The organism is Sphingosinicella sp. CPCC 101087, from assembly GCF_004151485.1.
GTDB lineage: Bacteria > Pseudomonadota > Alphaproteobacteria > Sphingomonadales > Sphingomonadaceae > Allosphingosinicella.
The window spans coordinates 352-26,136 of the sequence record NZ_SBFF01000010.1 but is presented as its reverse complement, the minus strand read 5'-3'; the positions used below and the strand labels follow the sequence as shown (position 1 = coordinate 26,136).

Genomic DNA, 25,785 nt, shown 5'->3' with positions numbered 1-25,785 from the left:
AGATCGCTTCCCGTGCGATCCAGCTTCGACATCATCGTGGTCGGCGGCGGCCATGCCGGCACCGAAGCGGCGGCCGCCGCGGCGCGCCTGGGTGCGGCGACGGCCTTGCTCAGCTTCAGCCGCGACCAGATCGGAACCATGTCGTGCAATCCGGCGATGGGGGGACTTGGCAAGGGCCATCTCATTCGTGAAGTCGACGCTTTCGATGGACTGATCGCCCGCGCCTCGGATGAGGCCGCGATCCATTACCGGATGCTCAATGCCAGCAAAGGCGCCGCCGTGCGCGGTCCCCGCATCCAGGCCGATCGGCGGCGCTACAAAGACGCCATTCATCGATTGGTCGGTGGCCAGGCCGGTCTCTACATCGTGGAAGGCGAAGCGGCGGCCCTGTGCCTCGACGCACGGCGCGTCACGGGCGTGACCCTCGCGGATGGGCGCGAACTCAAGGCAAAGGCGGTGATTCTCGCCACCGGCACCTTCCTTGGCGGCAAGCTTCATTTCGGCCTGTCGAGCTGCGCCGGCGGGCGGGTCGGCGAGCGGGCCGCGACGGCCTTGGCCGGCCAGCTTCGCGCGCTTGGCCTCCCCCTCGCCCGCCTCAAGACCGGTACGCCTCCGCGGCTGGACGGAAGGACGGTCGACTGGGCCGCTCTCGAGCGCCAGGAGTCGGACGCGGACCGCTGGACCATGTCGTCGATGGGCCCGGGCCGCGTCGCGCCGCAGCTCTTCTGCGCCATCACCCGGACCAATGCGCGGACCCACGAAATCATCCGCGTCAATCTCGACAGGTCGCCTCTCTTCGCCGGCGAGATAGAAGGGATCGGGCCGCGCTATTGCCCGTCGATCGAGGACAAGGTCCATCGTTTCGCCGATCGCGACGGGCACCAGATCTTTCTCGAGCCGGAAGGCCTCGACGATCCTCTCGTCTATCCCAACGGAATCTCGACGTCCCTGCCCGAGGAGGTTCAGCTCGCCATGATCCGCACCATGGCCGGCCTGGAGCGCGCCGAGATCGCCCAGCCCGGCTATGCGGTCGAATATGACCATGTCGATCCGCGCATCCTCGAGCCGACCCTTGGCGTCCGCGACGTCGATGGCCTTTATCTTGCGGGGCAGATCAACGGGACGACCGGCTATGAGGAGGCGGCGGCGCAGGGGCTTGTTGCTGGCCTCAACGCAGCCGCCTGGGTCGGCGCCGCCGCCCCGGTGCTGTTCGACCGCAGCGACTCCTATATCGGAGTCATGGTGGACGATCTGGTCCTCCAGGGTGTCACCGAACCCTATCGGATGCTGACCGCCCGCGCGGAGTATCGGCTGAGGCTGCGGGCCGACAATGCCGAGGCACGCCTGACGCCTCACGCCATCGCTTTGAACTGCGTCTCGCCCGAGCGACGCCGCCATTTCGAAGCGGGCCGTTCTGCCCGGGCGAAGATCGAAGCCGAGCTCGAGCAGCGGTTCACGGCCAGGGAGTTGAACGCGGCCGGCGTCGTGGTCCGCGGTGACGGTGCCGCCCGGCCCCTGACCGACTGGCTTCGCTATCCTGAGCTCGGCTCGCTCGCTTTGATCCGGCTGTGCCCTGCTCTGGCAGACGTCGACCCGGCGAGGCTCGAAGAGGCAGTCCAGGATCATGTCTACGCGCCATATCTTGCGCGACAAGAAGGGGAGATCGCCCGGCTACGCGCCGACGAGGCGGTGAAGATCCCGGCCGAACTCGACTTCGGCTCGATCCCTGGCCTTTCGCGCGAGATGGTCGAACGGCTCACGACAGCCCGGCCGTCGACGCTGGGCGCCGCTGGAAGAATACGCGGCATCACGCCTGCCGCCCTCGCCGCTATTCTCGTCCACGCCCGGCGTCGCAAGGCCGCCTGATGAACGAGGAGGAGGCACGGGCTTGGCTCGCTGTCCGATACGATGTTTCACGTGAAACATTGGACCGGCTCGATGCCTACGCCCGTCTGCTCCGGGAAGAGAATGCGCGCCAAAACCTCGTCTCGGCCGCCAGCCTCGATCATCTGTGGCACCGTCACATCGTCGACTCGGCGCAGCTCCTCCGCTTCGCGCCGGCGACGGAAGCGAGCTGGGTCGACCTCGGCAGCGGCGCCGGCTTCCCCGGGCTCATCGTCGCTTTGCTTCATCGGGGCCCCGTCACGCTCGTCGAGGAAAGGCGGCTTCGCGTCGAATTCCTCATTCGGGCCGCAGAGTGTCTCGGGGTGGACGTGGAAGTCGTGGGCGCCCGCGTCGAGCGCGTTCCTCCCCGTTCTTTCGACGTGATCAGCGCCCGCGCTTTCGCGGCGCTGCCCCGCCTGCTCGGCCTTGGCGCACGCTTTTCCACAGCAAAGACGGTCTGGATCCTGCCAAAGGGACGAAATGCGCAGTCCGAACTGGAAGCGCTCGATCCTTCGTGGCAGGGTGGTTTCCATCTCGAGCCGAGCTTCACCGACGCCGAATCCGCCATCATCGTCGCCGAGGGGGTAAGCCGAAAGGCCAAGAGGATGGAAAGATGATCCGAATCGCGGTCGCCAACCAGAAGGGCGGAGTCGGGAAGACGACGACCGCGATCAATCTCGCAACCGCGCTCGCCGCGACCGGCTGTCGAGTGCTGCTGATCGACCTCGACCCGCAAGGCAATGCTTCGACCGGCCTCGGCATCGGCCATGCTTTGCGCGATCGGTCGAGTTACGAGCTGCTGACCGGCCAGAACACGCTCGACGAAGCGGTGGTGCCGACTAAGGTCCCCCGTCTCGATATCGTGCCGGCAACGGTCGACTTGTCCGGCGCCGAAATAGAACTCATTGATTTCGAACAAAGAACGCACCGGCTGGATGCCGCATTCGACAGCATATCGGACGTGCGATGGGACGTCTGCCTGATCGACTGCCCGCCTTCGCTCGGTCTCCTCACGGTCAATGCCCTCGTCGCCGCCAATGCGATCTTGGTGCCGCTGCAGGCCGAGTTCTTCGCGCTGGAGGGGCTCAGCCAACTTCTCCAGACGGTCGAGCGGATCCGCTCCCGCTTCAACCCCGAGCTTTCGATCCTCGGCGTCGCCCTCACCATGTATGACCGTCGCAACAATCTGTCTTCTCAGGTCGCGGAGGATGTCCGCGCCTGCTTGGGCAGCACCGTCTTCGAGACAATCATCCCGCGCAATGTCCGCCTCTCCGAGGCGCCGAGCCACGGAATCCCTGCTTTGATCTACGACCACCGCTGCCCCGGTTCGGAAGCCTATATCGCGCTGGCGCGCGAATTGATCGCGCGGCTGCCGCGCAAGGCGGAGGCGGCATGAGCGACGAAGCACGCCGCCGCGCGGTTTCCGCCGAAGGACGCAAGCGTCCATCCGGCCTCGGCCGCGGGCTCTCCTCTCTGCTTGGTGACGCCGTGCAGGAAGCCCCGGTCGGCGGCGATGGCGCGCCCCGAGGCGACGTCCGCTTGATCCCGATCGCAAGTATCGAACCCCATCCGGGCCAGCCGCGCCGCATCTTCAACGAGGAGGCGCTCGCCGAACTCGCCGAGTCGATCGCCGCGCGCGGCGTCGTCCAGCCGATCCTGGTGCGGCCGCACGGTCACCGTTTCCAGATCGTCGCTGGAGAACGTCGATGGCGCGCGGCGCAGAAGGCACGGCTGCATGAGATTCCGGCCATCGTCCGCGATTTCAGCGAGGAAGAGACGCTCGAGATCGCGCTCATCGAGAATATCCAGCGCGAGGATCTCAATCCGATCGAGGAAGCGCAGGGCTATCGACGGCTGATGCAGGAATATGGCCATACTCAGGAAGAACTGAGCCGTATCGTCCACAAGTCGCGCAGCCATGTCGCCAACCTGGTCCGTCTGCTCGACCTCCCTGCTCGGATTCAGGTGATGGTGGGCGCCGGCGAGCTGACGATGGGACATGCCCGCGCGCTGATTACCGCGCCGGATCCTGAGGTACTCGCCGAGGAGGTGGCTCGGCGCGGCCTGTCGGTACGCGAGACGGAGCAGCTTGCGCGCGATGGCAAGCCCACCCGACAGCGGCCGCTGCCCATCAAGGGCGCCAATGCCGACATCGCCGCGCTCGAACGGCAACTCGGGGACCTGCTCGGGCTCAAGGTCACGATCAAGCATACGCCAAAAGGCGGCGCCGTCACCCTCGCTTACTCGACGCTCGACCAGCTCGACATGATCTGCCAGCGCCTCAGCGGCGACAAATTCTGATCAGCCGCTTGCCATACAGATAGGCGTTCGTCAGGAATGCAGATGATGAGGCGTTCCGCTCCATCGTCTGCGGATAAGCTGCCGGAGTTCTCCGGAACGGGCATCCGCCCAGCACGAGCGGCAATCGCCGTAACGCTCGCCCTCGTTGCGGCCATTCTTTACGGAGTTCCAGCTCGGTCTTCCGGTCACCCGATCACGATCGAAGATGTGCTCGATCTCACGTCGATCGACCAGGTAACGCTCTCCCCTAGCGGCGGCTCGGTCGCGATCGTGCTTCAGCGTCCAGCCCGCCCCGGGGAAGTGTTCGGCCGCACCGCCTACGAAGTGGATCCTAGTCGGGCAGACGTCTGGCTCGTCTCGCTCGCAACTTTGGAGCGCCGAAACCTGACCCAGGGCGCCGAGAGCGCGGCGGGATATTGGTGCGCGACCTGGTCGCCTGACGGCACCAAGATCGCCATGCTCTCGACCCAGCCTGAGGGGGCCGAGCCCAGGGGTGGAGACAATGTCCGGCTCTATCTCTGGAACCGCTCGACATCGGCCGTCGTGCGCCTGAGCGAGCGCCCAGTCATGACCCAGACGCGGTATGGATCTCCCCTTCATAGGCTCGATTTGCGCGGAGGCCCTGCTGGAGACGCCGTCCATCGCTGCAGCAACGAAGAAAACGCTCCCTTCATGTGGCTGGACAATCATCGCTTGCTCGTCGTGATGCTCCCGGAGGGCGAAGTCTCCGGATTGATCGATGAAGCGTCGCGGCCCTTTCGGCACGCGGAGCGGACCGCGCGTGCTCTGGCCGAGGGTCGCGAGCCGACGGTGACTGCGGTCGCCAGCGGCGCCGCTCGCATGCCCGAAGCGGAGCGAACCTCGCAGGCCGAACTGTGGGTAGTCGATTCGCGCACGAATGGCGGCGAAAGACTGGCGACGTTGCCGATCTATCCGTTTCGCGGCGAACTGACGGTGGATGTCGCGCCGGACCGCCGCCGGGCGGCCATTCTTGCGACTCTCGGCACTATTCCTCCCGAGCCGGGAGCCCGGCCGATGATGCGCTACGAAAGCTGGATGGCTGAGAAGCGGCTCGGCTTCGTCACCTTGGCACCGGGTGAAGGCGTGCAGTGGATCACCATGCCGGCGGACGCGCCCTATCCGCTCGAACTGTTCGGCTGGTCCCCCGACAGCCGCCGCGTGGCTCTGCGTGCCCGCGCTTCGTACGGGACCGGGATCACGCCCCTCTACGTGGCCTCCGACTTGGACCGCTCCATCCAGCGGATCGGACCCGAGGGCCTGTGGGTGGACGATGCATCCGCCGGATCGGTCGATCTGCGCGAGTTTCCCACGTTCTGGGCGGATGAGGGCCGATTGCTTGCCAGGCTGGGAGACGGCGACCGCGCTGATTGGTGGCTGCTCTCCCTGGAAGGAAAGTATGAGAAGATCACCAGCCAATGGGTGGAGCCTCTGCCGGCGCTCCGCCGATCAGGCACAGGCGGGTTCTTCGCGCTCTCGAACGGGCGCCTGGTCACGCTCGACCTCACCCGCCGGACCTTCGTGGCATCGTCGGATCCCCTGCCGGAAGGCGCCGCGCTCGCATGGCCCCGCCATCCCCAATCTGCGAGCCCCGTCATCCTGCTGAAGGGCAATGAGTCGGAAGAAGGGCGGGTCCATAGCCTCGTCATGCTCGACCGGGCTGCCCCGAGCGAGCGCCGCTTCATGCTCCCGCCATCGGCCGAGCCGGTAGCTATTGGTCCAAAGCGCGACCTTGTCCTGTGGACGAGGGCGTCCAGGCGCGGCCTGCATCTTGGAGCCACCGTCCTCGACGATGGGCGTCACCGGGATCTGCTTTGCGCCAACCACCACCTTGCGTCGGTCCGATGGGGCGAAACGCGGCTCGTGGAGTATGAAGGGAGCGGGGGCCAGCTCAGGAAAGCCGGAATCATCCTGCCGCCAGGCTATCTCCCGGACCGGCGGTACCCGGTGATCACCTGGATCTATCCAGGCTTTGAGGTCCGCAACCTCGACACCTACTTCCTGCACCCCCATTTGCCGGGCATCTACAACCTCCAGCTCTATGCCGCACAAGGCTATGTCGTGCTCATCCCGTCCATCCCAAGGACTTCCACCGCGCCAGACGGGCTGCCGGATTACACGGGGGACGTTCTGCCCGCGGTCGATCGCCTGGTGGACATGGGGATCGCGGATGAGCGGCGGATCGGCGTGATGGGGCAAAGCTTCGGCGGATTCGGCGTTTATGCCCTGGTGACCCAGACGAACCGCTTCCGCGCCGCGGCCGCCATCGCAGGGATCACCGATTTCACAACGCATTACAACGAGTTCGATCGCGCCGCCCGGGATTACCCGGGTATCGAGCATGAAAAGTCCATCAATTGGGAGATCACGGAGCAGGTAGCGCCCGGCTTCGGCATCTCATCGTTCGAAGATCCCGATCTTTATGCTCGCGCATCGCCGCTGCGCTACGTCACCCAAGTGCAGACGCCGATGCTGCTGATCCATGGCGAGCATGACAAGCGCGGCCCGATGACCCAGGCGGAATCCTTCTTCTACAGCCTCTATCGCCAGGGAAAGACGGCCCGCCTGCTCCGCTACTGGGGCGAAAGCCACGCGCTGGCCCAATCGCCAGCCAACATTCGAAACATCTATGAAGAGATACTGGCTTGGTTCGCGACCTATCTCGGACCAGATGGGGACATGCCGATAGAGCCGTGATCCCCACGTGAACCGATTCGTCCATCGCGTACCCGCCGATGCTAAAATTACGCGCCTGCCATGAAGGCGGCCAATTCCTCAGACGTGCCCTTTGGGAAGGTTCGGCCGAGATAGTCCAGGAAGGCCGACACCTTGCTGCTCAGCAGGCGTCGGGACGTATAAAGGGCCCAGATCCCCACCTCCGACCCCTGCGGAGTCCCCCATCGTACGAGTGAGCCGCGCGCCAGATCGGCGCTGACCATCGATAGCGGCAGGATCCCGGCTCCCGCGCCGGCGCGCACTGCGTCCCGCACCATCACCAACGAAGAGAGCTGCATTATCGGAACCGGCTCCAGTTCGAACGCGTCGACTCCGTCACGGACATGCCAAAATGCGGGGGGATCGGCTGTCAGACGCAGGACCGCCCGCACCTCGCCGCGCGCTTCCGGCCGGGGCAGCGTCGGGGCTGCCGCAACGACCAGCTGGTCACGGAGGAAGCACCGGCCGATCAGTTCCTCGTCCGGACGAGGATTGACCCGGACTATCAGATCATAGCCTTCCTCGACCATGTCGACCGTCCGGTCCTCTGCGGTGATCTCGAGCCGGACGGCGGGATGGAGCAACGCGAATCCCGCGGCGATTCGCCCCATCGCCATCTGGGAGAAAAGCGTGGGCGCGCTGATTCGCAGCACGCCTCGCGGATCGCGCGTGCCTGAAGCGATGGCTGCCGCGACTTCGTCTATCTCGCCCAACAGCCCTGCGGTCCGGTCGTGAAGCGCGCGGCCTTCCTCGGTGAGCCGGAGCGTTCGGGTGCCGCGATCGAACAGCCGGACGCCCAGGCTCGACTCGAGCTCGGCTACTCGGCGAGACAAGGTGGCTTTGGGTCGGCGGGCCGTCCGGGCCGCACGGCCGAAGCCGCCATGACGCGCCACCAGATTGAAATCGGACAAAGCCAATAGGTCCATGGGGTGTTCCATGAGAGAGACACCATGTCCCAATATAGCCGCTTCCGGCTTAGGATTGGATCACTAACTTTCCGGGATCGCCCATCAGCATCAGGAGCATCCCAATGGCCATATTCGTTACCGGTGCGACCGGAACCGTCGGATCGCAAGTCGTGGCGCAGCTCGCCGACCGCGGCGCAACTATCCGCGCACTCGTCCGCAATCCCGAGGCGGCGCGTCTTCCCCATGGCGTCGAGGTTGTGAAAGGCGACCTGCTCGACGTCGAGTCGGTCCGCTCCGCTCTCGACGGTGTCCGGACCCTGTTCCTCCTGAACGCGGTTTCTCCGGACGAACTCACCCAGGCCATGATAGCGCTCAATCTCGCGCGCGAAGCGGGGATCGACCGAATCGTCTATCTCTCGGTGATCCACAGCGACATCTATGCGGACGTCCCCCACTTCGCCGGGAAGTATGCGGTCGAACGAATGATCGAGCGGACCGGGCTGGCCGCAACGATCCTGCGCCCCGCCTACTTCATCAACAACGATGCGACCTTGGGAGAAGCCATTCAGGGCCACGGCGTCTATCCGATGCCGATCGGCGCCAAGGGTCTTGAGATGATCGACGTTCGCGACATCGGTGAGATCGCGGCGATCGAATTGCTGAAGCGCGACCTGGCCCCCGAGCCCCTAGCCTTTGAGCGGATCGACCTGGTCGGCCCGGAGCGGCTGACGGGCTCCGCTGTCGCCGGAATCTGGTCGGAGGTCCTCGGGCGCGCGATCGTCTATGGCGGTGACGACACGGCCGCCTTCGAGCTGACGATGTCGCGTCTGGCGCCGTCCTGGATGGCCTATGACATGCGAATCATGGCCGATCGCCTCCAGAGCGAGGGCATGGCGGCCGAGGCCGGCACCTCTGAACGGCTCGCGACGTTGCTGGCACGCCCACTACGCTCCTATCGGGACTTTGCGGTCGAGATGGCATCGCAGTGGCGGGGATGAACACGACGCCAGGAGGGGGCCCCTTGTCGTACCCCGCCGCGCCGGCAAGGAACTAACGCAGCCGGGAGGCCTGTCTGCAGATGGCGAACAGCTCCGCGTCGGCTGCGACAATTCCCGGGCCACCGGAGCGCATGACGTCCCGTTCGGCCTCGACCAGCCGACCGATGGCCTTGGCGATCAACGCCCCGCGCCATCGGCCGAGCTGGGCGCCGATGACATCCTTCTCTTTCCAGAACAGTGACTTGCCCGATGACGCCATGACGGCACCGACGCTATTGCCCTGTTCCACCTCCGCCCTGAGCCGGGCAAGCAGGCTCATCCGCCGCAGCACGGCCCGCAGCAGGGTTATTCCCTCTTGGCCTTCGGCACGCAGCCGCGCGATCTCGGCATCGAGCGTCGCCGCGTCGCCGCCTGAAACGGCGTTCACCAGCCTTGAAAGGTCACCCTCTTCGCCGCCGGCGCCGACAGCATCAATAAGCTCGTGCTCGAGCGACCTGGGCGCGTCGGGTGAGGCGTCGGCGAAGAGGGCGAACTTGGCCAGCTCCTGCTCGATCACTGCCCGATTGCCGCCGCAGGCTTCGGCGATCCGGCGCGCGACATCCCCGCGAACGGTGAAGCCGTGACCCCGCGCCATTTCGCCGACGAGGCGGTCGACATCGCGGGCATCCGGCGGGTAGCTCGCGAAGGCTAGAGCCGACGGTGCGGCGAGCGCCAGCTTCAGCAGCCGCGATGCCGGCTTCAACGCGCCGGCCACGATTGCCACCGGATTGCCCGCCGCGGCCGCCTCGATCAGCGCTTCCGCCGCAGAGACGCTCTCGTCCCCCGCTTGCTCGACGAGGATCCAGCGGGCGCCGCCGAACATCGAAATCGCCGCCGCCTCGTCGGCGAGCCTCGCAGGATCCGCCTTGAGCTCGGCGCCGGTAAGGTCGATCCGCTCGGCGTCCGGCCCCATCGCTGCCGCCAGCAGCTTGACCAGACCACGGCTGCCCGCCTCGTCGGGACCGTGAAGGAGGAACAATCGGGTCTCGGCGGGCCGGGTGAGCGCACGCTCGATCTGCGCCCGATTCGCCTTCATTCGCTCCCACCGGTCCGAGAAGCGTAGAGGGCAATTCGCGTGACGATCTGGTCCGCCACCTCGGCGGCCAGACGCTCGAGCGCGGTCTGTTCCGCGGCGACCGTCGCATATTCGGAAGAGACCACGTCGATGCCGGCGTCCGATCCGGCCGTGGCATCGAGCAGGACGGTGCCTCGCTCGGCATCGACCAGGCGGTAGCGCGCGCGGAGCGTCCGCCGTTCGCGGGTCACCGAGTTGTCGCGGCGGATGCCGAAGCCCGTAATGTCGTCGTCGAGCTCGATCTCGAGACGGTAGCGCGGTGCGGATCCTTCGCCATTGCCGAGACGATCCTCGAGGGCGGTACGCACCAGCCATCCCGCCCGCCCGGGAATGGGGGCGACGTCGACCGCGCGCAGAGACTGGGCCACCTGGCCCGATGCGCCGCCCGAATAAAGCGGCCGCAGGCCGCAGCCGCAGAGGCAGAAGGCGAGAGCGAGCGCCAGGATCCTCATGCGACCAGATTCACGAGGCGGTCCGGGACAACGATCACCTTCCGTGGAGGCCTTCCTTCGAGAACGCGGACAACCTTCTCGGAAGCAAGTGCCATTTCCTCCAGCGCCTCGCGTGGCGCGCCTTTCGGCGCCACCAACGTATCGCGCAGCTTGCCGTTCACCTGGACGGCGATCGTCACCTCGTCCTCGACCAGCAGCGCCGGATCCGCTTCCGGCCACGCCGCGTCCGCGACCAGGCCCTGGTTGCCGGCGGCCGCCCACGCCTCTTCGGCGACGTGCGGAACCATCGGAGCCACCAGGCGCATCATCGTCGCCACCGCCGCGGCGCGCGCGGGCGAAGGCGGCGCCTTCTCGATCGCATTGGCAAGCTCGTAGATGTTGGCGACGGCCTTGTTGAAAGCGAGCGCCTCGATATTCTCAGCGACCGCGGCGATCGTCCGATGAAGCTTGCGGTTCAGTGCCGCCGCATCGTCGCCTGCCGGCGCCGCAGAGGGCGACGGCGCTTCGGAGGCAAGACGCCACAAACGCTGGATGAACCGCCACGCCCCCTGAATTCCCGCCTCGCTCCATTCCAGGTCGCGCTCCGGCGGGCTGTCCGACAGCATGAACCAGCGCACCGCGTCGGCGCCATACTGATCGACGATCGGCTCCGGATCGACGGTGTTGCGCTTGGACTTGGACATCTTCTCGATCCGGCCGGTTTCGACCGCCGCACCCGTGGCGCCCTCAACCCACACGCCGTCGCGCACCTCGACTTCGTCCGGGCTCAGCCAACGCCCGTCCTCGGAGCGATAGGTTTCGTGGGTGACCATTCCCTGGGTGAACAGGCCGCGGAACGGCTCCTCGACATCGAGCCGCCCGATCCGCTTGAGCGCCCGCGTCCAGAAACGGGCGTAGAGCAGATGAAGGATCGCATGCTCGACGCCGCCGATATATTGGTCGACCGGCAGCCAGTTTTCCGCGATCGTACGGTCGAACGGCCTGTCCGCCGGCTGACTGGCGAAGCGAATGAAATACCAGGATGAATCGACGAATGTGTCGAGCGTGTCCGTCTCGCGCTCGGCGCCGCCGCCGCATTGCGGGCAGTCGGCCTTCTTCCAGGTCGGGTGACGTTCCAGCGGGTTGCCGGGGACGTCGAAGCTCACGTCCTCCGGCAGCTTGACCGGCAACTGGTCGCGCGGGACCGGAACGGGTCCGCATTGCTCGCAGTGGATGATGGGAATCGGCGTGCCCCAATAGCGCTGGCGCGAGACGCCCCAGTCGCGAAGCCGCCAGACGGTCGTGCCCTCGCCCCAGCCTTCCGATTCGGCGCGGCGAATCACCTCGGCCTTACCCGCCTCGACGGTCATGCCGTCTAGGAATCGGCTGTTGACCAGCACGCCGTCGCCGCTCTCCGCCTCGCCTACGACCGGTCGGGCGGCCTCCTCGACGGAAGCGGCGACGACCCGGCGTATCGGCAGGCCGTATTTGGACGCGAACTCGAAATCGCGTTGGTCGTGCGCCGGGACGCCGAAGATCGCCCCGGTGCCGTAATCCATCAGGACGAAATTGGCGATGTAGACCGGAAGCCGCCATTCGGGATCGAGCGGATGAACGACTTCCAGCCCCGTATCATAGCCCTTCTTCTCGGCGGTCTCGAGTTCGGCCGCCGTGGTGCCGCCCTTCTTGCACTCGTCGATGAAGGCGGCGATTCGATCGTCCTGCTGAGCGAGCGCCAGCGCGATCGGATGGTCGGGCGACAGGGCCGCGAAGCTCGATCCGAAGATCGTGTCAGGGCGGGTGGTGAAGACGTCGAAGCCGTCATGTCCGGCGGCCGGCGCCGCCAGCCGGAAGCGGAAACGCATCCCGCGGCTCTTTCCGATCCAGTTGCGCTGCATCAACCGAACCTTGTCCGGCCAGTGATCGAGGGCGTCGAGCCCGTCGAGCAGCTCCTCGGCAAAGTCCGTGATCTTGAGGAACCACTGGTTGAGCTTGCGTCGCTCGACGAGCGCGCCGGAGCGCCACCCGCGGCCATCGATGACCTGCTCGTTGGCAAGCACGGTCATGTCGACCGGGTCCCAGTTCACCTCGCTCTGCTTGCGATAGACCAGGCCGGCCGCGTACAGGTCCAGGAACAGCGCCTGCTCCTGGCCGTAATAATCAGGATCGCACGTTGCCAGTTCGCGGCTCCAGTCGAGCGCGAAGCCCAGCCGCTTCAATTGGCCGCGCATGGTCGCGATGTTGGACCAGGTCCATTCGCCGGGATGGACGTTCCTTTCCATCGCCGCATTCTCGGCCGGCATTCCGAACGCGTCCCATCCCATCGGATGGAGCACCTCATAGCCGGTCATCCGCCTATAGCGGGCGAGAACATCCCCCATCGTGTAGTTGCGGACGTGGCCCATGTGGATGCGCCCCGAGGGATAGGGGAACATTTCCAGGATGTAGGCCTTGGGCCGGGAGCTCAGGTCGGACGCGCGGAACGTGCCCGCTTCGTCCCAGACCTTCTGCCAGCGGGCATCGGCCTTTGACGGGTTGAAGCGCGATGCCATCGCGTTGGAATTCCTTGAATCGTGTGTGGAGAGGGGCCTCTACCCCAAGATGGCCGAGCGACGCAGGTCGCGGGCTCGCGTCAGGATGATCTCCTCGAGCCTCTGCACCGTCGCCGCGGTGACCGGGGCCGCCAGCCATTGCCCGTTCTGCAGCACCTCGCGTGCCGCCGATACCCTGAGCGCATCTGCGCGCAGGTCCGAATCGAGGATGGTCGCGGTCACCTTGACCCGCTCGGCCGGATTGCTGGGATTGGCATACCATTCGGTCACGATCACGCCGCCGTTCGAATCGCTCTGCGCCAAGGGCGCGAACGCCAACGTGTCGAGCGCGGCGCGCCAGAGATAGGCATTGACTCCGATGGTGGTGGTCTGACGGGCGGCGAGATCGCTGCGCCGGACATTGTCTTCCGGAGCATTGCCAAGGGTGCGATTGACATCGTCCCGGATGAATTGGCAGCCGCCGAGGAGAACGGCGCATGCCGCTGCCAGGCCGAGGGTCAGTGCGCGAGCCATGATGGGGGTCCTTGGAAACACTCTCTTGCGACCGCCGTTATAGATATCGTCGCGCAGGCGGCAAGCACCGACGTGACCGCCCGCTTCAGGCATGGGAAAGGTTCATTGTGTGAATCTTGCAACAGACGAAAATGATTCAGGTCCGAAGCGATTCGGGTCGCTGGGAATGCGCGGCGAGACGTACTAAATCCCCGGTGGATAGGAGTCCTTGAATTTGAGTCAGCTTCGGGGCCTGGCTGCGTTGGGGGGTGCATCGCTGATTGCGATGGCGCTGGTGCTCGCCCCTGCCATTGCCCAGACCGGCTCGCGCGCCAAGGCTCGCCCCTCTCTCGTCGTCAGCGGCCGCCCGATCGGCGCCTTCACCCCGGCCGTGTCGGATCCCCGACTCGCCGCGACGCTCGCCCGCCGGGGGAGCCAGATCGGCACCGAATTCCGATTCACGCCTGCGCCGACGACTTCCGAGCGCAGCCGTGCAGTGCGGGTCGCAATCCGCGCTCGAGGCAACACGCCGGAGGAGGCGCGCAACGTCATATCCACTAGCTCGGCGACTCCGGTGACGGCGATCACCCCGAGCTCCTATACGCTCGGCGTCTCGCTGGGCTGGCGCCGCTTCGCCGTGTCGGGCGATGTGGCCCAGTCAGAAGGCGGGGTCGTCCCGGGTCGGCGCGAGGCGGCGCAGGTCGGCATGAGCTACAGGGCCAATCGTCGCCTGACCGGCCGGGTCGCGGTTGCGGCGGAGCGCAGCGAGGGCGCCCAGCGCCTGGTCTCCGACGACGAGGCGGTTTCGGTCGACGTCGGCGGCGCGTTCACGATCGCCCGCAACGTCGACGTCACGGCGGGCGCCCGCTACCGAATCGCTCGCGATCAGCTGGAGCCGATGTCCCGCGACGAGCGCCGCGACAGCCAGGCCGTTTACGTCGGAACTGTCTTCCGCTTCTGAGCCGAACCGGGCCTCACGCCCAGGCGTCGATCCCCGCCCAGCCATGAGCCTCGCCTAGCCTGCGGGCGCGCATCGCGTTCATGCCGCCCAGGGCGATCACCGGCAGCCGGGTCCTTCGCGCGAGGAAGTTGAACCGTGCAGGTCCGAGGGGCCGGGCGCCGGGATGGCTGCGCGTCGAGAAGACCGGGGAAAGGAACAGCATGGCCGCGCCGTCCCGCTCGGCCGCGCGGATCTCGGTCAAATCGTGCACCGGCGCGCTCCGGAAGCCCTCTCCCGAACCGCGGCCATGGCTCCCGTCTGCGCCCCAGGCGCGCGCCATTCCGGCCGCGCCGGCGAGCAGGAGCATGATCTGCCGTCGCCGCGCGAACATGCGCACTTCGTCGAACAGGCTGTGCCGCTCCGCTTCCGGCAACCCGTAATGCCGGAAGACGATTCCTGCCTTGGCCGGAGGCAGCCGCTCGAGCGCCTCGAACAGACCGTCGCTCTGGCGCTCGTCGGTCATCAGCCACAGGCGCGGGAGAGGGTGGCGGGCAGGCATGGCCGTTTCTATAGCAGCCACGATGAACGACGCATCGCAAAGGCTGGAGACCGTCCGTGCCGGCATCGCCCGCGCCGCGGCGCTGGCCGGGCGGCCGAGCGGTTCGGTGACGCTGATCGCCGTTTCGAAGACCCATCCGCTGGAGGCGATCGAGCCCGTCATTGCCGCCGGCCAGCGCGACTTCGGAGAGAATCGGGTGCAGGAGGCTCAGGCCAAGTGGCCCCCCTTGTCCGAGCGCCACACCGGCCTGCGTCTCCATCTCATCGGAACCCTTCAGTCGAACAAGGCCGCCGATGCGGTCGCTCTGTTCGATGTCATCCACTCGGTCGACCGCCCCTCTCTGATCTCTGCGTTGGCCACGGCGATGGAACGTAGCGGGCGGCGCCCCGACTGCTTCCTCCAGGTCAATATTGGGGACGAGCCGCAGAAAGGCGGATGCGCGGTCGCGGACCTTCCCGCCCTGCTCCGGGAGGCGCGCACGGCGGGCCTGCCGATCGCCGGGCTGATGTGCATCCCGCCGGCCGAAGTGGAGCCCGCACCCTATTTCGCCTTGCTGGCGAAGCTGGCGCGGCGTCATGACGTCGCCGGCCTCAGCATGGGCATGTCGGGCGATTACGAAACGGCGGTGATGATCGGCGCCACCCATGTCCGTGTCGGCACCGCGCTGTTCGGAGAGCGGAGTTGACAGCCCGACGCTTCGCTTACGATGCCATCATCTTCGATTTCGACGGCGTGCTGATCGAAAGCGAATATGTCGGTAACAAGCAGATCGCCGATTATCTGACCGCGATCGGCCATCCGACCAGCGCCGAGGATTCGATGCGCCAATTCATGGGCTTGTCCGGCGACGCTTTCCTCGGCGCGATCGAGCGCTGGATCGGTCGGCCGCTGCCCGAGGACTTTCACGGCGCGCGCGAGGCTGAGAATGCACGCGTGCTGGCCGAGGGGCTGGAGGCCGTCGCGGGCGCCGTTGCCTTCATCGAGGATCTGCCGCCGGATCTGCCGCGGGCGATCGCGTCCTCGAGCTCGGTCGACTGGATCGAGCGGCACCTCGACCATGTCGGTCTGCGCCGGCATTTCGGCGACATGATCTTCAGCGGTCATCAGCATGTCGTCCGCGGCAAGCCCGCGCCGGACATCTACCTCTACGCCGCCGCGCAGCTGGGCGTGGACATCGCCAGAACGGTGATCATCGAGGATTCTCCGGTGGGCGTGGAAGGCGCCGTCGCGTCGGGTGCCGAGGTGATCGGGCTTTGCGCCGGCCGCCACTGCCTGCCTGGCCATGCCGAGCACCTTCGCGACCTGGGCGTCGAACGAATCGCGCACGGCTTCGACGAAGTCCGGGAGATGCTCGGCTTTTCCAGGACGTAGTCCGAATGGGCCCCAATGGCGGCCGCACGGCGAGCCGCGTTGCTTGCTCGTCTAAAGCTGGTGGCCGCTGCGGTCGCGCTTCGTGGCGAGATAGTCGCGATTGTGCATCCCGGCCTCCACTCTGAGCGGCACCGTCTCCGTCACCTCGATCCCGGCCGCTTCGAGCGATTCCCGCTTCAGCGGATTGTTGGTGAGCAGCCGGACGCGGCACTGGGAGAGGGCCGCCAGCATTCTCGCCGCAATCGTGAAGTCCCGCTCGTCGTCCGCGAAGCCGAGGCGCAGGTTCGCGTCCACGGTGTCGAACCCCTGGTCCTGCAGCGCATAAGCGCGCAGCTTGTTGACCAGTCCGATCCCGCGGCCCTCCTGGCGCAAATAGAGCAGGATTCCCCAGCTGGCCGCGGCAATCGCGGAGAGCGCTCCGGCGAGCTGCGGCCCGCAGTCGCATTTGAGCGAGCCGAGGACGTCCCCCGTCAGACACTCGCTGTGAACCCGAACCAGCGGAGGCGCGCCGCTTGGCTCCCCGATCAGCAAGGCGATCGGTTCGACGGTGTCCCCGTCGGCGCGGAACGCGACGATCTCGGCCTTCTCCGCAAAACGGTTGGGCAGGCGCGCGCGCGAGACGATTCGAAGGTCGGCGCCCGCGCCGAAAGCGGCGACGTCCTCGGCCGTCACCCGGGCCTCGGCCTCGCCGGAGCGGCGGGTGAACAAGGCCGGCAGCAGTCCGCCCAGCCGGGCGAGACGCAAGGCGGCGCGGGCGGTCGGCGGCGAGCACAAGGGGGCGGTGGTAAACGGCCCCTTCAGCGGATTCGCCAGATCGAGCGCGGGATCGGCGACCGCGGTCGCCGCATCGAGGTCGATCCAAGGGCTGCGACGGATCAATACCGGCTCCGTCGGCAGGGCCTCGCGCTGGTTGGTGAGCTTCAGAGTCGCCGCGCGATTTCCGGAGACGAGCAGGTCGGCGGGAGCACCTTCACCATCGCCGTCGAACTCCGCCAGCGATGCGGCGTTGGCGCCTTCAACCGCCAGGAATCGGATGTCGTCCACGGCCACGGGCCAGCCGCGCCGAAGGGCGTCTATGGCGCGGGCGACATCCCGCGCGCCGCTCAAATCGAGAATTCCGTCATCAGCGGGACGTGGTCGGAGGGGCGCGTCCAGCTCCGGCACCCCTCGTAGACATGGTGACGAGTCGCCAGGGCGGCGACGTCCTTGGTCGCCCACATATGGTCCAGCCGGCGGCCGCGATCGTTCCGCGTCCAGTCCGGCGAGCGATAGCTCCACCAGGTGAACAGTCGCTCGGGCGCGGGCACGAAGCGGCGGCCGAGATCGACCCATTCGTTGCTCTGCTGCAGCCGTGTCAGCGCCTCGACCTCCACCGGCGTGTGGCTGACGACATTGATCAGCTGCTTGTGGCTCCAGACGTCGCATTCGAGCGGTGCGACGTTGAAGTCGCCGACCAATATGGTCGGCGCGCCGCAGCTTTCCGACCAGCGCAGCATCCGCTCGATAAAGTCGAGTTTCTGCCCGAATTTCGGATTCTGTTCACGATCGGGCACATCGCCGCCGGCCGGCACGTAGACATTCTCCAGCCGGATGCCGCAGTCGAGGCGCACGCCGACATGGCGTGCCTCGCCGTTCGCCTGCCAGTCGAACCTTTCGTCCTCGCGCATCGGCACCCGGCTCGCGATGGCCACTCCGTGATGCATCTGCTGCCCGCAGATGATGACGTGGTTGTAGCCCAGCCGCCGGAACAGCCCCTCAGGGAACTCGCTGTCGCGGACCTTGGTCTCCTGGAGGCACAATATGTCGGGCGCCTCCTGGGTCAGGAATTTCTCGACGATCTCGGTGCGCGCGCGGACGCTGTTGATGTTCCAGGAGGCGATCTTGATGGAGGACATGGCGGCGGATTAGCGGCAGGAATGGCGGCTGTCGATGACGGGGGACATGGAAAGGCCCTCGCTCCGGGGGCGTGGAGCGAGGGCCTACCAAGCGTTCTCACGCGAGGTCAATTACGGTGGCTTGTCCGGGCAACAGGGGGGAAACCCGGTTCGCTTCCGCAATTGCAGACTCGACATTATCGCCGGCGACCTGTCGCCTCGATGAACGACGGCACACGTCTCGACGGCAGTTTCGCGCGTTCCGCCGACGTTCAGCCGCGCGGGCCCGCCCGACGCGGGTCACGATAAGTGAACAGGTTGTCCGCGACCGGCACGTTGAAGCGCTGCGCGGAAAGCCGGATCGAAGTCAGGTTGTTCTGGGCGTCGACCACGTTCCAACCCTGCAGCGTCAGGCCGGCCGGGGCTCCTGGCGCCTTGACGAAGGCGATCGTGATCTTGCCGAACTCGCGGCGGCGCGGATCGCGCGCCTCGAGCAGGAGCACCTGATCGTCGTTGCGAATCACGCGCGAGAAGCGCGCGAGATCCTGGTTCGGGTCGAGCAGCACCGAAAGCGGCGAATCGTTGATAGGCCAACGCTGGCGCTGGCCTACCTCATAGTCGACGAAGGTGAGCGCCCGGCCATCGCCGACGATCAGCATGTTGGCGTTGCGGCCGTAGTCGAAGCGGACCTTGCCCGGTCGCTTCATGCTGAGCGTACCGCTCAGCGTACGGCCGCGCCGGTCGGTCTGCGTGAAGCGGGCGGTCATCGTGTCGACCGCGCGCAGATGAGCCTGGACCTGGGCGAGGCCCCGATCGGCCTGCGCGACTACCGGCGCCGGCGCGAACAGGGTCATCGTCAGCGGCGCGGCGACGGCCGCGAGAGCAAGTGCGCTTATGCGCGGCATGAAGAACCTCCGTGATGGATTGGCCATGGATATGGCGATCCGCGCTTGAATGCCCAGTGAACTTCGCAGTTCCCTCCGGTTCAGGGCAGGCCAGCGGCGTCCTGCATCGGACCTCGGCCGATCATAAGCCTTGCGGCCTCAGCCGATCGGCCTCCCCTCGGGATCTACCAGCACCTCGCGGCGCCCGACATGGTCGGGAGCGCTGACGAAGCCTTCCTTCTCCATCCGCTCGATAAGCCGCGCCGCATTGTTGTAGCCGACGCGCAGCTGCCGCTGCAGGTAGGAAGTCGAGGCCTTCTGGCTCTCGGCCACGACCTGGACCGCCTTGCGGAACAGCTGCGTCTCGGCATCGTCCTCGCCGACCGGCTGGCCCTCGAACATATAGCCGCCGTCCTCCGGCTCCTCCGTCACCGCCATCACATATTCGGGCGAACCCTGCCCACGCCAATGCTCGGCGACGGAGCGCACTTCCTCGTCGGAGACGAACGGTCCATGGACGCGGACGATCTGCTTGCCGCCCGGCATATAGAGCATGTCGCCCTTGCCGAGCAGTTGCTCGGCCCCCTGCTCACCCAGGATGGTCCGGCTGTCGATCTTGGAGGTGACCGCGAACGAAATTCGAGTCGGGAGGTTTGCTTTGATGACGCCGGTGATGACGTCGACCGACGGGCGCTGCGTCGCCATGATGAGGTGGATACCGGCGGCGCGCGCCTTCTGCGCCAGGCGCTGGATCAGGAACTCGACCTCCTTGCCGGCGGTCATCATCAGGTCGGCGAGCTCGTCGACGATGACCACGATCTGGGGGAGGACGTCATATTCCAGCTCCTCCATCTCATATTGCGGCTGGCCAGTCTCGGGGTCGTAGCCGGTCTGGACGCGGCGGCCGAGCGGCTGGCCCTTCATCTTGGCCTCGCGCACCTTGGCGTTGAAGCTGGACAGCTGGCGCACGCCGACCGAGGCCATCATCCGGTAGCGCTCCTCCATCTGCTCGACCGTCCATTTGAGGGCACGGATCGCCTTGGCGGGCTCGGTCACCACTGGCGCGAGCAGGTGCGGGATGTCGTCGTAGGAGGAAAGCTCAAGCATCTTCGGATCGATCATGATCATGCGGCACTGCTCGGGCGTCAGCCGGTAGAGCAGCGACAGGATCATGCAGTTGAGGCCGACCGACTTGCCCGAGCCGGTCGTGCCGGCGACGAGCAGATGCGGCATCGGCGCCAGATCGGCCACGACCGGGTCGCCGGCGATATTCTTGCCGAGGATGATCGGCAGCTGCGCGACCTGGTCCTCGAAGGCGGGGCTGGCGACAAGCTCGGATAGGGTCACCATCTCCCGCTTGGCGTTGGGAAGCTCGATCCCGATCACGCTCCGGCCGGGAATGGTCGCGACGCGCGCCGAGAGCGCCGACATGTTGCGGGCGATGTCGTCGGCCAGCTGGATGACCCGGCTCGCCTTGATCCCGCTCGCGGGCTCGAGCTCGTACATCGTCACCACCGGGCCGGGCCTGACCTCCACGATCTCCCCCTTGACCGAGAAATCGTCGAGCACGGATTCGAGAAGCCGGGCGTTGCGCTCCAGCGCTGCGCGGTCGAAGCCGACGTTGCTCGCCGGCGGCGGCGGATTCAGGAGGTCGATGGACGGGAGGGTATAGGCGTCGCCGAGCGCCAGCGAGGGCTGCCGCTCGCGCATCGGCCGGCGCACCGGTTCGCGCGGAGGCGTGCGCTCGGCGATCACGGGGCCCGGTCCGCGCGGCTCGGGTGGCACAACAACCGGGGCGCGCGCCGGGCGTTCCTCCGGCGCGGGCAGTTCGTCGGGCTCGATTCCTTTGGCGGCGCGAAGCCGCCGCGTGGCCAGCCAGCGCTTTTCCTCGACGGTGAGCCCGAGCCCGATCAGCCAGAGCGCAAGCCCGCCCGCAGTGGCCAGGAGGATGATCGCGATCCGGAACGGCTGGGCGATCCCCGGCGCACCGAGCGCGTCGAGCCCGAAATTCACCAGTCCGGCGAGGCCGAGCCCGATCGCCCCACCCCAACCGGCCGGGAGGCCGTTGATCGCACCGCCGACCATCAACCCGGCCGCCATGCCGATCAGCGCGATCCCGCTCAACGTCAGCAGCAGCGACCGCAGCCAGCGGCCGGCTTCGACGTCGCGCGCGAGCCTAAGGCCGAACACCAGCAATACCGGCAGCAGCAGCCCGGCCGGCGGCCCCATCAGCATCAGCAGGAAATCGGACGTCCAGGCGCCGGCGCTTCCCATCCAGTTGCGGACCGGGCCCGCCGCGACCGTGTTCAGCGCGGGATCGCTCGGCCGATAGCTCACCAGGGCGACCAGGGCGAAGAGTGATCCGAATGCGAGAGCCAGGCCACCGACCAGCGTTCCGGAACGCTTCGCTGCCCGGTTGAAGCCGTCGCGCCACCGGGCCAGCCGCCCGTCGCCGCCGCTATGCGCTGTCGTAGCCGCCATTGTCGTGCCCCAAATGTTCCCGCAGGCCCTAATGCGCCCCGGCGGACTCCCGGGTCAAGCGCGAGGCGTCGCAACGGGCGACCAAACGCAGCTTTTCGACAGGGCGTGCAGAGGTGCGGACGGAGGGCGCCAACGCCCTTCGGGGATCGCCGCACCTCTCCCGCCGTCGGCCCGGCCAAGGCGGGCGTCCAAGCGATCAGCGTGCGTCGCGCGGCCCCTGCGTCGGGTAATCGCGACGGACGGAGAGCCGGATCGAGTCTCAGCCTTCGTCAGGATGACGAAGGAGGGAGCGGATGTCACTTTCCGGTCGTTGCTCGCCAGGTCGAGGGAGACTAGGGCGAAGCCATGGAGCGCGCGGACGTCATCATCCTGGGCGGCGGCCTGGTCGGCCAGACCCTCGCCATCGCGCTCGATCGCCACGGGCTTTCCAGCATCATCATCGATCCGGCCGAGCCGGAAGCGCATCTGGCGCCCACTCATGACGGTCGGGTGACCGCCATATCCTCTTCCTCCTGGAGAATGCTCCAGGCGATCGGGGTCGGCGACGCGCTCGAGGGCAAGGGCTGCCCGATCGGCGGCATCCGGGTCAACGACGGCCTGAAGCCCGGCGCGATCCTGTTCGAGCCGCCGCCCGGCGACGATCCGCTGGGCATGATGTTCGAGAATCGTCTGCTCCGTGCGGCGCTGCGCGAAAGGGTGGTCGCCGCGAAGCGAATCAAACTGATGATGCCGGCGCGCCCCGGCGAGATCGTCCGCGACGGCGCCGGCGCACGAGTGGCGCTCGACGACGGCCGGTTGGCCGAGGCGCCGCTGCTGGTCGGCGCCGAGGGACGCAACTCGCCGATCCGCGATGCCGCCGGCATTCCGATCGCCCGCTGGCGTTACGACCATGTCGCCATCGTCGCCACCGTGTCGCACGAGCGTTCCCATGAGAATGTGGCCTACGAGATATTCTATCCCGACGGCCCCTTCGCGATCCTGCCGATGCTCCCGGGCGACGACGGGCGGCCGCGTTCGGCGATCGTCTGGTCGGTCAATGCCCGTGACGCCGAGGCGATGGTCGACCTTTCGGAAAGAGCGCTCGCGCATGAGATAGCGCGGAGGATGGGGGGCTTCCTCGGCGCTGTCGTCCTTGCCGGGCCGCGCTGGAACTACAAGCTCGGCTTCCACCATGCCGCCCAGATTACCGACCGCCGCCTCGCTCTGGTCGGCGACGCCGCTCATGGCATCCACCCGATCGCTGGCCAGGGCCTCAATCTCGGGTTCCGCGACGTCGCCGCTCTGGCCGAGGTCGTGGTCGAGGGCGCGCGCTTGGGTATGGACCTCGGCGACGCCCAGTTGCTCGACCGCTACCAGGCCTGGCGGGGTCTAGATACGTTGATGGTCGCCTTCGCCACCGACAGCCTCACGCGCCTCTATGGAGTCCCGGGCCGGGCGGCGTCCGCCGTTCGCCGCTTCGGCATGGGCGCGGTCCAGCGCATCGGTCCGTTGAAGGATCGCCTGATGGCCGAGGCGCGCGGCGAGAGCGGCGACCTCCCGCTTCTCCTGCGCGGCCTGCCGATCTGACTCCGACAGGGTTCCCGCGGAACGGCCTCAGGGTCCGACTTCCTCGCTCACATGGCGGACCTCGGCCTCTTCCTGCCCGGAGTGGCGCACCATGATGAACGATCCCGACCAGGCACCGGGAACCGTCCATTTCCCCGATATCTCGTCACCCGACGAATCGACATTGCCTTCGTAAAGGACGGGCCGGTATTCGTCGTCGGGATCGTCATAGACCTTCTTGAATCGAACGCACGCTCCCTCGCGAAAGCCTTCGAGCGTGGCGTGAAGGATCAGCCCGTTACCATCGACATGCGGCTCGCTGGTCACGCCGCAGATCGACCCGACCAGGTCCCGAAGCTCGGCGTCGAACGCAGTGGGCGGCAGCAGCCGTGGATAGTTGAAAATGCCCTTCCAGTTGCCGGTCAGATCGGCCACCCGGGCCACACCGTTCAATCCGCGATCCTTCGCGCTTCCTCGACCAGCATGACGGGCATACCGTCGCGCACCGGGAAGGCCAGGCCCGCGGCCTCGGAAACGAGCTCCTGCGCCGCCGCGTCGTAGCGCAACGGTGTCCGCGTGACCGGGCAGATCAATTTGTCGAGCAGCCGCGGATCGATCGTCATTGCATCGTCTCCGGGCCGTCCGCACCGCCCGGCGCCATGCGCTGGAATTGCATGAACTGGACCAGCAGGTCGGCACGTGCGGCAAGGTCGGCCGCCTCGAGCAGCGCCTGCTTGGAGCCGATGTCGAGCGGCGCAATCTGCGAAATGCCGTTGACCAGCATTTCGTCGTCCAGTCGCGACACCGATTCCCAGTCGACCAGATAGCCCAGCGAGTCGGCATAGGCCCGCGCTTCGCGCTCAACTTCGGCACGCTGGGCAATGCCGAGCACCACTTCGTCGTCCTCGACGAATCCGCTGCGGTCGGCGTCGACCTGGCGGTAGGGCGTGGTCACCTCGGCCTCGCGAGCGATCCGGAATCGGCTCAGCCCCTCCAGCACGATGTTGAATCGTCCGTCGTCCAGCTCGTCGCAGGCCGAAATCCGGCCGATGCAGCCAATCTGGAACAGGGGCGGCGGCCGGTCGGCGGCTGCGCCCTCCGCCGCCGCCACTTCCTTGGGCTGGACCATCGCAATGAGCCTGTCGCTGGCGAGCGCGTCTCGCACCATCGCCCGGTAGCGCGGCTCGAAAATATGCAGTGGCAGCTGGCTGCGCGGAAAAAGCAGGGCTCCCGGGAGCGGAAAGATCGGCACCCGAAGGAGCGCGGCTTCCATCAGCCGAACAATATTTCGGACAGGCGGCGGCGCTGCGCGGCCGCCCATTTGTCCTCGAGGCCCACGGCTTCGAGCAGTTGAAGCAGACGGGTGCGCGCCGCGCCTTCGTTCCATTCGCGGTCGCGCCGCACGATCTCCAGAAGTTGGTCGGCGGCGGCGTCGCGCTGGTCGCGCGCCATCAGCGCCCCGGCAAGCTCGTAGCGAGCCTCCAGATCGTCCGGATCGGCGGCGACCCGCTGCTCCAGCTCCGACGATTCGGCTGCCGGAGCGATCTCGGCGAGCGCCAGCGCCGACCGCGCCCGGGCGATCGACGGATCCTTGTCGATCTTTTCCGGCACCGCCGCGAGCATGGTGCGTGCTTCCTCGATCTCGCCGGCCGCGATCAGCGATCGGGCCAGGCCCGAAATCGCTTCGGGCAGCTCAGGAGCCATTTCGATGATCTGGCGGAAAATGTTCGCCGCGCGCGGCGCGTCGCCACCCGCCAGCACCTCCTCGCCCATCGCGACCAGCGGCTCGACCTCTGCCTCGCGCTGCTGGGCCTCGCCCTCGATAGGAAGCTGGGCGAGGATCTGGTCGAGCATGCGCGTGAGCTGGCTTTCGGTCCGGGCCGGCGACAGGTCGGCCACCGGCTGGCCCTGGAACAGGGCGTAGACGGTCGGGATCGACTGGATGCGGAACTGCGCAGCGATGAACTTGTCTTCGTCGACATTGACCTTGACCAGCTTGACGCCGCGGTCGGCATAATCGGCGGCGACCTTTTCCAGGATCGGCGTCAACTGCTTGCAGGGACCGCACCATTCGGCCCAGAAATCGAGGATCACCAGGGAGGTCATACTCGGCTCGAGCACGTCGCGCCGGAAATTTTCCACCGCCTCGCGCTCGTCCGCACTCAAGCCCAATGTCGCCACTTCACATCCTCCGCACGCTTCCTATCTGAAGGCCCCTATGTGGGATGGCGGGCGAGTCTGCCAACCCCATCGTTCGGGCGGTGTTCATGGCACTTGCAGGGCCCCTTGGGCCATGCTAGCAGCCGCCGCCTTACCCGGGGCCGCGGCGGCGGCCTCCGCTCAGAGCGGGCGTAGCTCAGGGGTAGAGCACAACCTTGCCAAGGTTGGGGTCGAGGGTTCGAATCCCTTCGCCCGCTCCATTTCCATCAAGTCCGGCCCGCACCCACGGGCAACACAAACCGGCGGTGACGGAGCGACGGTCGGCGCATGCACGCCAGGCCGGCCTTCGGCTGTCCCGTCACCGAAGATCGACGAACGGCGGAAGCGCAGTCGGGCCGCCAGGAACGATGAAGACGCCGAGGCACTGGAATGGGAAATCCGTTGCGCGCACTCCCATGCCGGCCAGCTCGTCACCCCGAGCCCAAACGCCTAGTTGCTTTAGGATTAAAATATCCGGATAGGGAACGGAACGCCGGGCGAATCTGGGAGAGAAATGTC

25 protein-coding genes and 1 tRNA gene are annotated in these 25,785 nt (G+C 66.9%); 11 read left to right on the top strand and 15 right to left on the bottom strand.

Features of this window, described 5'->3' with window-relative positions:
- The first annotated feature begins 12 nt into the window (after positions 1-12).
- The 5 genes from mnmG to EKM57_RS15835 all read left to right on the top strand — a co-directional run bounded on the left by mnmG (position 13) and on the right by EKM57_RS15835 (position 6,900).
- Complete coding sequence (gene mnmG, locus EKM57_RS15855; protein ID WP_129793505.1) at positions 13-1,866, top strand: tRNA uridine-5-carboxymethylaminomethyl(34) synthesis enzyme MnmG; 1,854 nt, start codon at positions 13-15, stop codon at positions 1,864-1,866.
- The gene (gene rsmG, locus EKM57_RS15850) at positions 1,866-2,501 is read left to right on the top strand and encodes a 16S rRNA (guanine(527)-N(7))-methyltransferase RsmG (protein ID WP_129793504.1); all 636 of its coding nucleotides are present in this window, start codon (positions 1,866-1,868) and stop codon (positions 2,499-2,501) included. Before mnmG ends, rsmG begins: the two co-directional genes overlap by 1 nt.
- Complete coding sequence (locus EKM57_RS15845) at positions 2,498-3,280, top strand: ParA family protein (RefSeq protein ID WP_129793503.1); 783 nt, start codon at positions 2,498-2,500, stop codon at positions 3,278-3,280. The genes rsmG and EKM57_RS15845 overlap by 4 nt, the downstream gene beginning before the upstream one ends.
- Positions 3,277-4,185, top strand: coding sequence for a ParB/RepB/Spo0J family partition protein (locus tag EKM57_RS15840; RefSeq protein WP_129793502.1), 909 nt, complete (start codon positions 3,277-3,279; stop codon positions 4,183-4,185). Before EKM57_RS15845 ends, EKM57_RS15840 begins: the two co-directional genes overlap by 4 nt.
- A gap of 207 nt (positions 4,186-4,392) precedes the next feature.
- The gene (locus EKM57_RS15835) at positions 4,393-6,900 is read left to right on the top strand and encodes a prolyl oligopeptidase family serine peptidase (RefSeq protein WP_165357497.1); all 2,508 of its coding nucleotides are present in this window, start codon (positions 4,393-4,395) and stop codon (positions 6,898-6,900) included.
- 47 nt (positions 6,901-6,947) lie between these two features.
- On the opposite strand, the gene EKM57_RS15830 is transcribed toward EKM57_RS15835, so the two are convergent.
- Positions 6,948-7,844, bottom strand: a complete 897-nt coding sequence (locus EKM57_RS15830; RefSeq protein WP_129793500.1) for a LysR family transcriptional regulator — start codon at positions 7,842-7,844, stop codon at positions 6,948-6,950.
- 104 nt (positions 7,845-7,948) lie between these two features.
- On the opposite strand from EKM57_RS15830, the gene EKM57_RS15825 reads away from it, so the two are divergent.
- Positions 7,949-8,824, top strand: coding sequence for an NmrA/HSCARG family protein (locus tag EKM57_RS15825; protein ID WP_129793499.1), 876 nt, complete (start codon positions 7,949-7,951; stop codon positions 8,822-8,824).
- Between the two features lie 52 nt (positions 8,825-8,876).
- Here EKM57_RS15825 and holA read toward each other — a convergent pair whose 3' ends face one another.
- Genes holA through EKM57_RS15805 form a run of 4 tightly spaced genes read right to left on the bottom strand, consistent with a single transcriptional unit; the run spans position 8,877 to position 13,434 of the window.
- On the bottom strand, positions 8,877-9,899 hold the full coding sequence (gene holA, locus EKM57_RS15820; protein ID WP_129793498.1) for a DNA polymerase III subunit delta: 1,023 nt from the start codon (positions 9,897-9,899) through the stop codon (positions 8,877-8,879).
- Positions 9,896-10,390 carry an LPS assembly lipoprotein LptE gene (gene lptE, locus EKM57_RS15815; RefSeq protein WP_129793497.1) on the bottom strand — a complete coding sequence of 165 codons (495 nt, stop codon included), beginning with the start codon at positions 10,388-10,390 and terminating at the stop codon, positions 9,896-9,898. The genes holA and lptE overlap by 4 nt, the downstream gene beginning before the upstream one ends.
- On the bottom strand, positions 10,387-12,921 hold the full coding sequence (leuS, locus tag EKM57_RS15810; RefSeq protein ID WP_129793496.1) for a leucine--tRNA ligase: 2,535 nt from the start codon (positions 12,919-12,921) through the stop codon (positions 10,387-10,389). The genes lptE and leuS overlap by 4 nt, the downstream gene beginning before the upstream one ends.
- A gap of 39 nt (positions 12,922-12,960) precedes the next feature.
- Entirely contained in the window at positions 12,961-13,434 is a 474-nt protein-coding gene (locus EKM57_RS15805; RefSeq protein WP_129793495.1) for a DUF3576 domain-containing protein, read from the bottom strand.
- A gap of 214 nt (positions 13,435-13,648) precedes the next feature.
- Between EKM57_RS15805 and EKM57_RS15800 the strand changes: the two genes are divergently transcribed.
- Positions 13,649-14,374, top strand: a complete 726-nt coding sequence (locus EKM57_RS15800) for a hypothetical protein (protein WP_129793494.1) — start codon at positions 13,649-13,651, stop codon at positions 14,372-14,374.
- Positions 14,375-14,387: 13 nt separating this feature from the next.
- On the opposite strand, the gene EKM57_RS15795 is transcribed toward EKM57_RS15800, so the two are convergent.
- A complete protein-coding gene (locus tag EKM57_RS15795) occupies positions 14,388-14,876 on the bottom strand; it encodes a thiamine phosphate synthase (protein WP_243451083.1) in 489 nt (162 codons plus the stop codon).
- Positions 14,877-14,934: 58 nt separating this feature from the next.
- Here EKM57_RS15795 and EKM57_RS15790 point away from each other — a divergent pair, with 58 nt between their 5' ends.
- Both EKM57_RS15790 and EKM57_RS15785 read left to right on the top strand, forming a co-directional pair.
- Positions 14,935-15,597, top strand: coding sequence for a YggS family pyridoxal phosphate-dependent enzyme (locus tag EKM57_RS15790; RefSeq protein ID WP_129793492.1), 663 nt, complete (start codon positions 14,935-14,937; stop codon positions 15,595-15,597).
- The gene (locus tag EKM57_RS15785) at positions 15,594-16,283 is read left to right on the top strand and encodes an HAD family phosphatase (RefSeq protein WP_129793491.1); all 690 of its coding nucleotides are present in this window, start codon (positions 15,594-15,596) and stop codon (positions 16,281-16,283) included. The genes EKM57_RS15790 and EKM57_RS15785 overlap by 4 nt, the downstream gene beginning before the upstream one ends.
- 51 nt (positions 16,284-16,334) lie before the next feature.
- Here EKM57_RS15785 and ribA read toward each other — a convergent pair whose 3' ends face one another.
- The 4 genes from ribA to EKM57_RS15765 form a co-directional block, all read right to left on the bottom strand.
- Positions 16,335-17,390: a GTP cyclohydrolase II gene (gene ribA / locus EKM57_RS15780; protein WP_129793490.1), complete on the bottom strand. Its 1,056-nt coding sequence runs from the start codon at positions 17,388-17,390 to the stop codon at positions 16,335-16,337.
- Positions 17,387-18,178: an exodeoxyribonuclease III gene (locus EKM57_RS15775; RefSeq protein WP_129793489.1), complete on the bottom strand. Its 792-nt coding sequence runs from the start codon at positions 18,176-18,178 to the stop codon at positions 17,387-17,389. Before EKM57_RS15775 ends, ribA begins: the two co-directional genes overlap by 4 nt.
- A 251-nt stretch (positions 18,179-18,429) precedes the next feature.
- Positions 18,430-19,062: an outer membrane lipoprotein carrier protein LolA gene (locus EKM57_RS15770; RefSeq protein ID WP_129793488.1), complete on the bottom strand. Its 633-nt coding sequence runs from the start codon at positions 19,060-19,062 to the stop codon at positions 18,430-18,432.
- A 138-nt stretch (positions 19,063-19,200) separates the two neighbouring features.
- Positions 19,201-21,522, bottom strand: coding sequence for a DNA translocase FtsK (locus tag EKM57_RS15765; RefSeq protein WP_129793487.1), 2,322 nt, complete (start codon positions 21,520-21,522; stop codon positions 19,201-19,203).
- 345 nt (positions 21,523-21,867) lie between these two features.
- On the opposite strand from EKM57_RS15765, the gene EKM57_RS15760 reads away from it, so the two are divergent.
- Positions 21,868-23,088, top strand: a complete 1,221-nt coding sequence (locus EKM57_RS15760) for a UbiH/UbiF/VisC/COQ6 family ubiquinone biosynthesis hydroxylase (RefSeq protein ID WP_129793486.1) — start codon at positions 21,868-21,870, stop codon at positions 23,086-23,088.
- A gap of 27 nt (positions 23,089-23,115) precedes the next feature.
- Here EKM57_RS15760 and EKM57_RS22520 read toward each other — a convergent pair whose 3' ends face one another.
- From EKM57_RS22520 to EKM57_RS15740, 4 genes are read right to left on the bottom strand one after another with little or no spacing between them, the layout of a single operon-like run.
- Complete coding sequence (locus EKM57_RS22520; RefSeq protein WP_243451082.1) at positions 23,116-23,520, bottom strand: hypothetical protein; 405 nt, start codon at positions 23,518-23,520, stop codon at positions 23,116-23,118.
- Positions 23,517-23,690, bottom strand: coding sequence for a Trm112 family protein (locus tag EKM57_RS15750; RefSeq protein ID WP_129793485.1), 174 nt, complete (start codon positions 23,688-23,690; stop codon positions 23,517-23,519). The genes EKM57_RS22520 and EKM57_RS15750 overlap by 4 nt, the downstream gene beginning before the upstream one ends.
- On the bottom strand, positions 23,687-24,340 hold the full coding sequence (locus EKM57_RS15745) for an LON peptidase substrate-binding domain-containing protein (RefSeq protein WP_129793484.1): 654 nt from the start codon (positions 24,338-24,340) through the stop codon (positions 23,687-23,689). The genes EKM57_RS15750 and EKM57_RS15745 overlap by 4 nt, the downstream gene beginning before the upstream one ends.
- A complete protein-coding gene (locus EKM57_RS15740; RefSeq protein WP_129793483.1) occupies positions 24,340-25,248 on the bottom strand; it encodes a tetratricopeptide repeat protein in 909 nt (302 codons plus the stop codon). The genes EKM57_RS15745 and EKM57_RS15740 overlap by 1 nt, the downstream gene beginning before the upstream one ends.
- Before the next feature lie 164 nt (positions 25,249-25,412).
- Between EKM57_RS15740 and EKM57_RS15735 the strand changes: the two genes are divergently transcribed.
- Positions 25,413-25,487 (top strand) — tRNA-Gly (locus EKM57_RS15735).
- Positions 25,488-25,585: 98 nt separating this feature from the next.
- Here the strand turns inward: EKM57_RS15735 and EKM57_RS22285 are convergent.
- Positions 25,586-25,785: hypothetical protein (locus EKM57_RS22285; RefSeq protein WP_206185468.1), on the bottom strand; the 200-nt coding region annotated here is incomplete at its 5' end.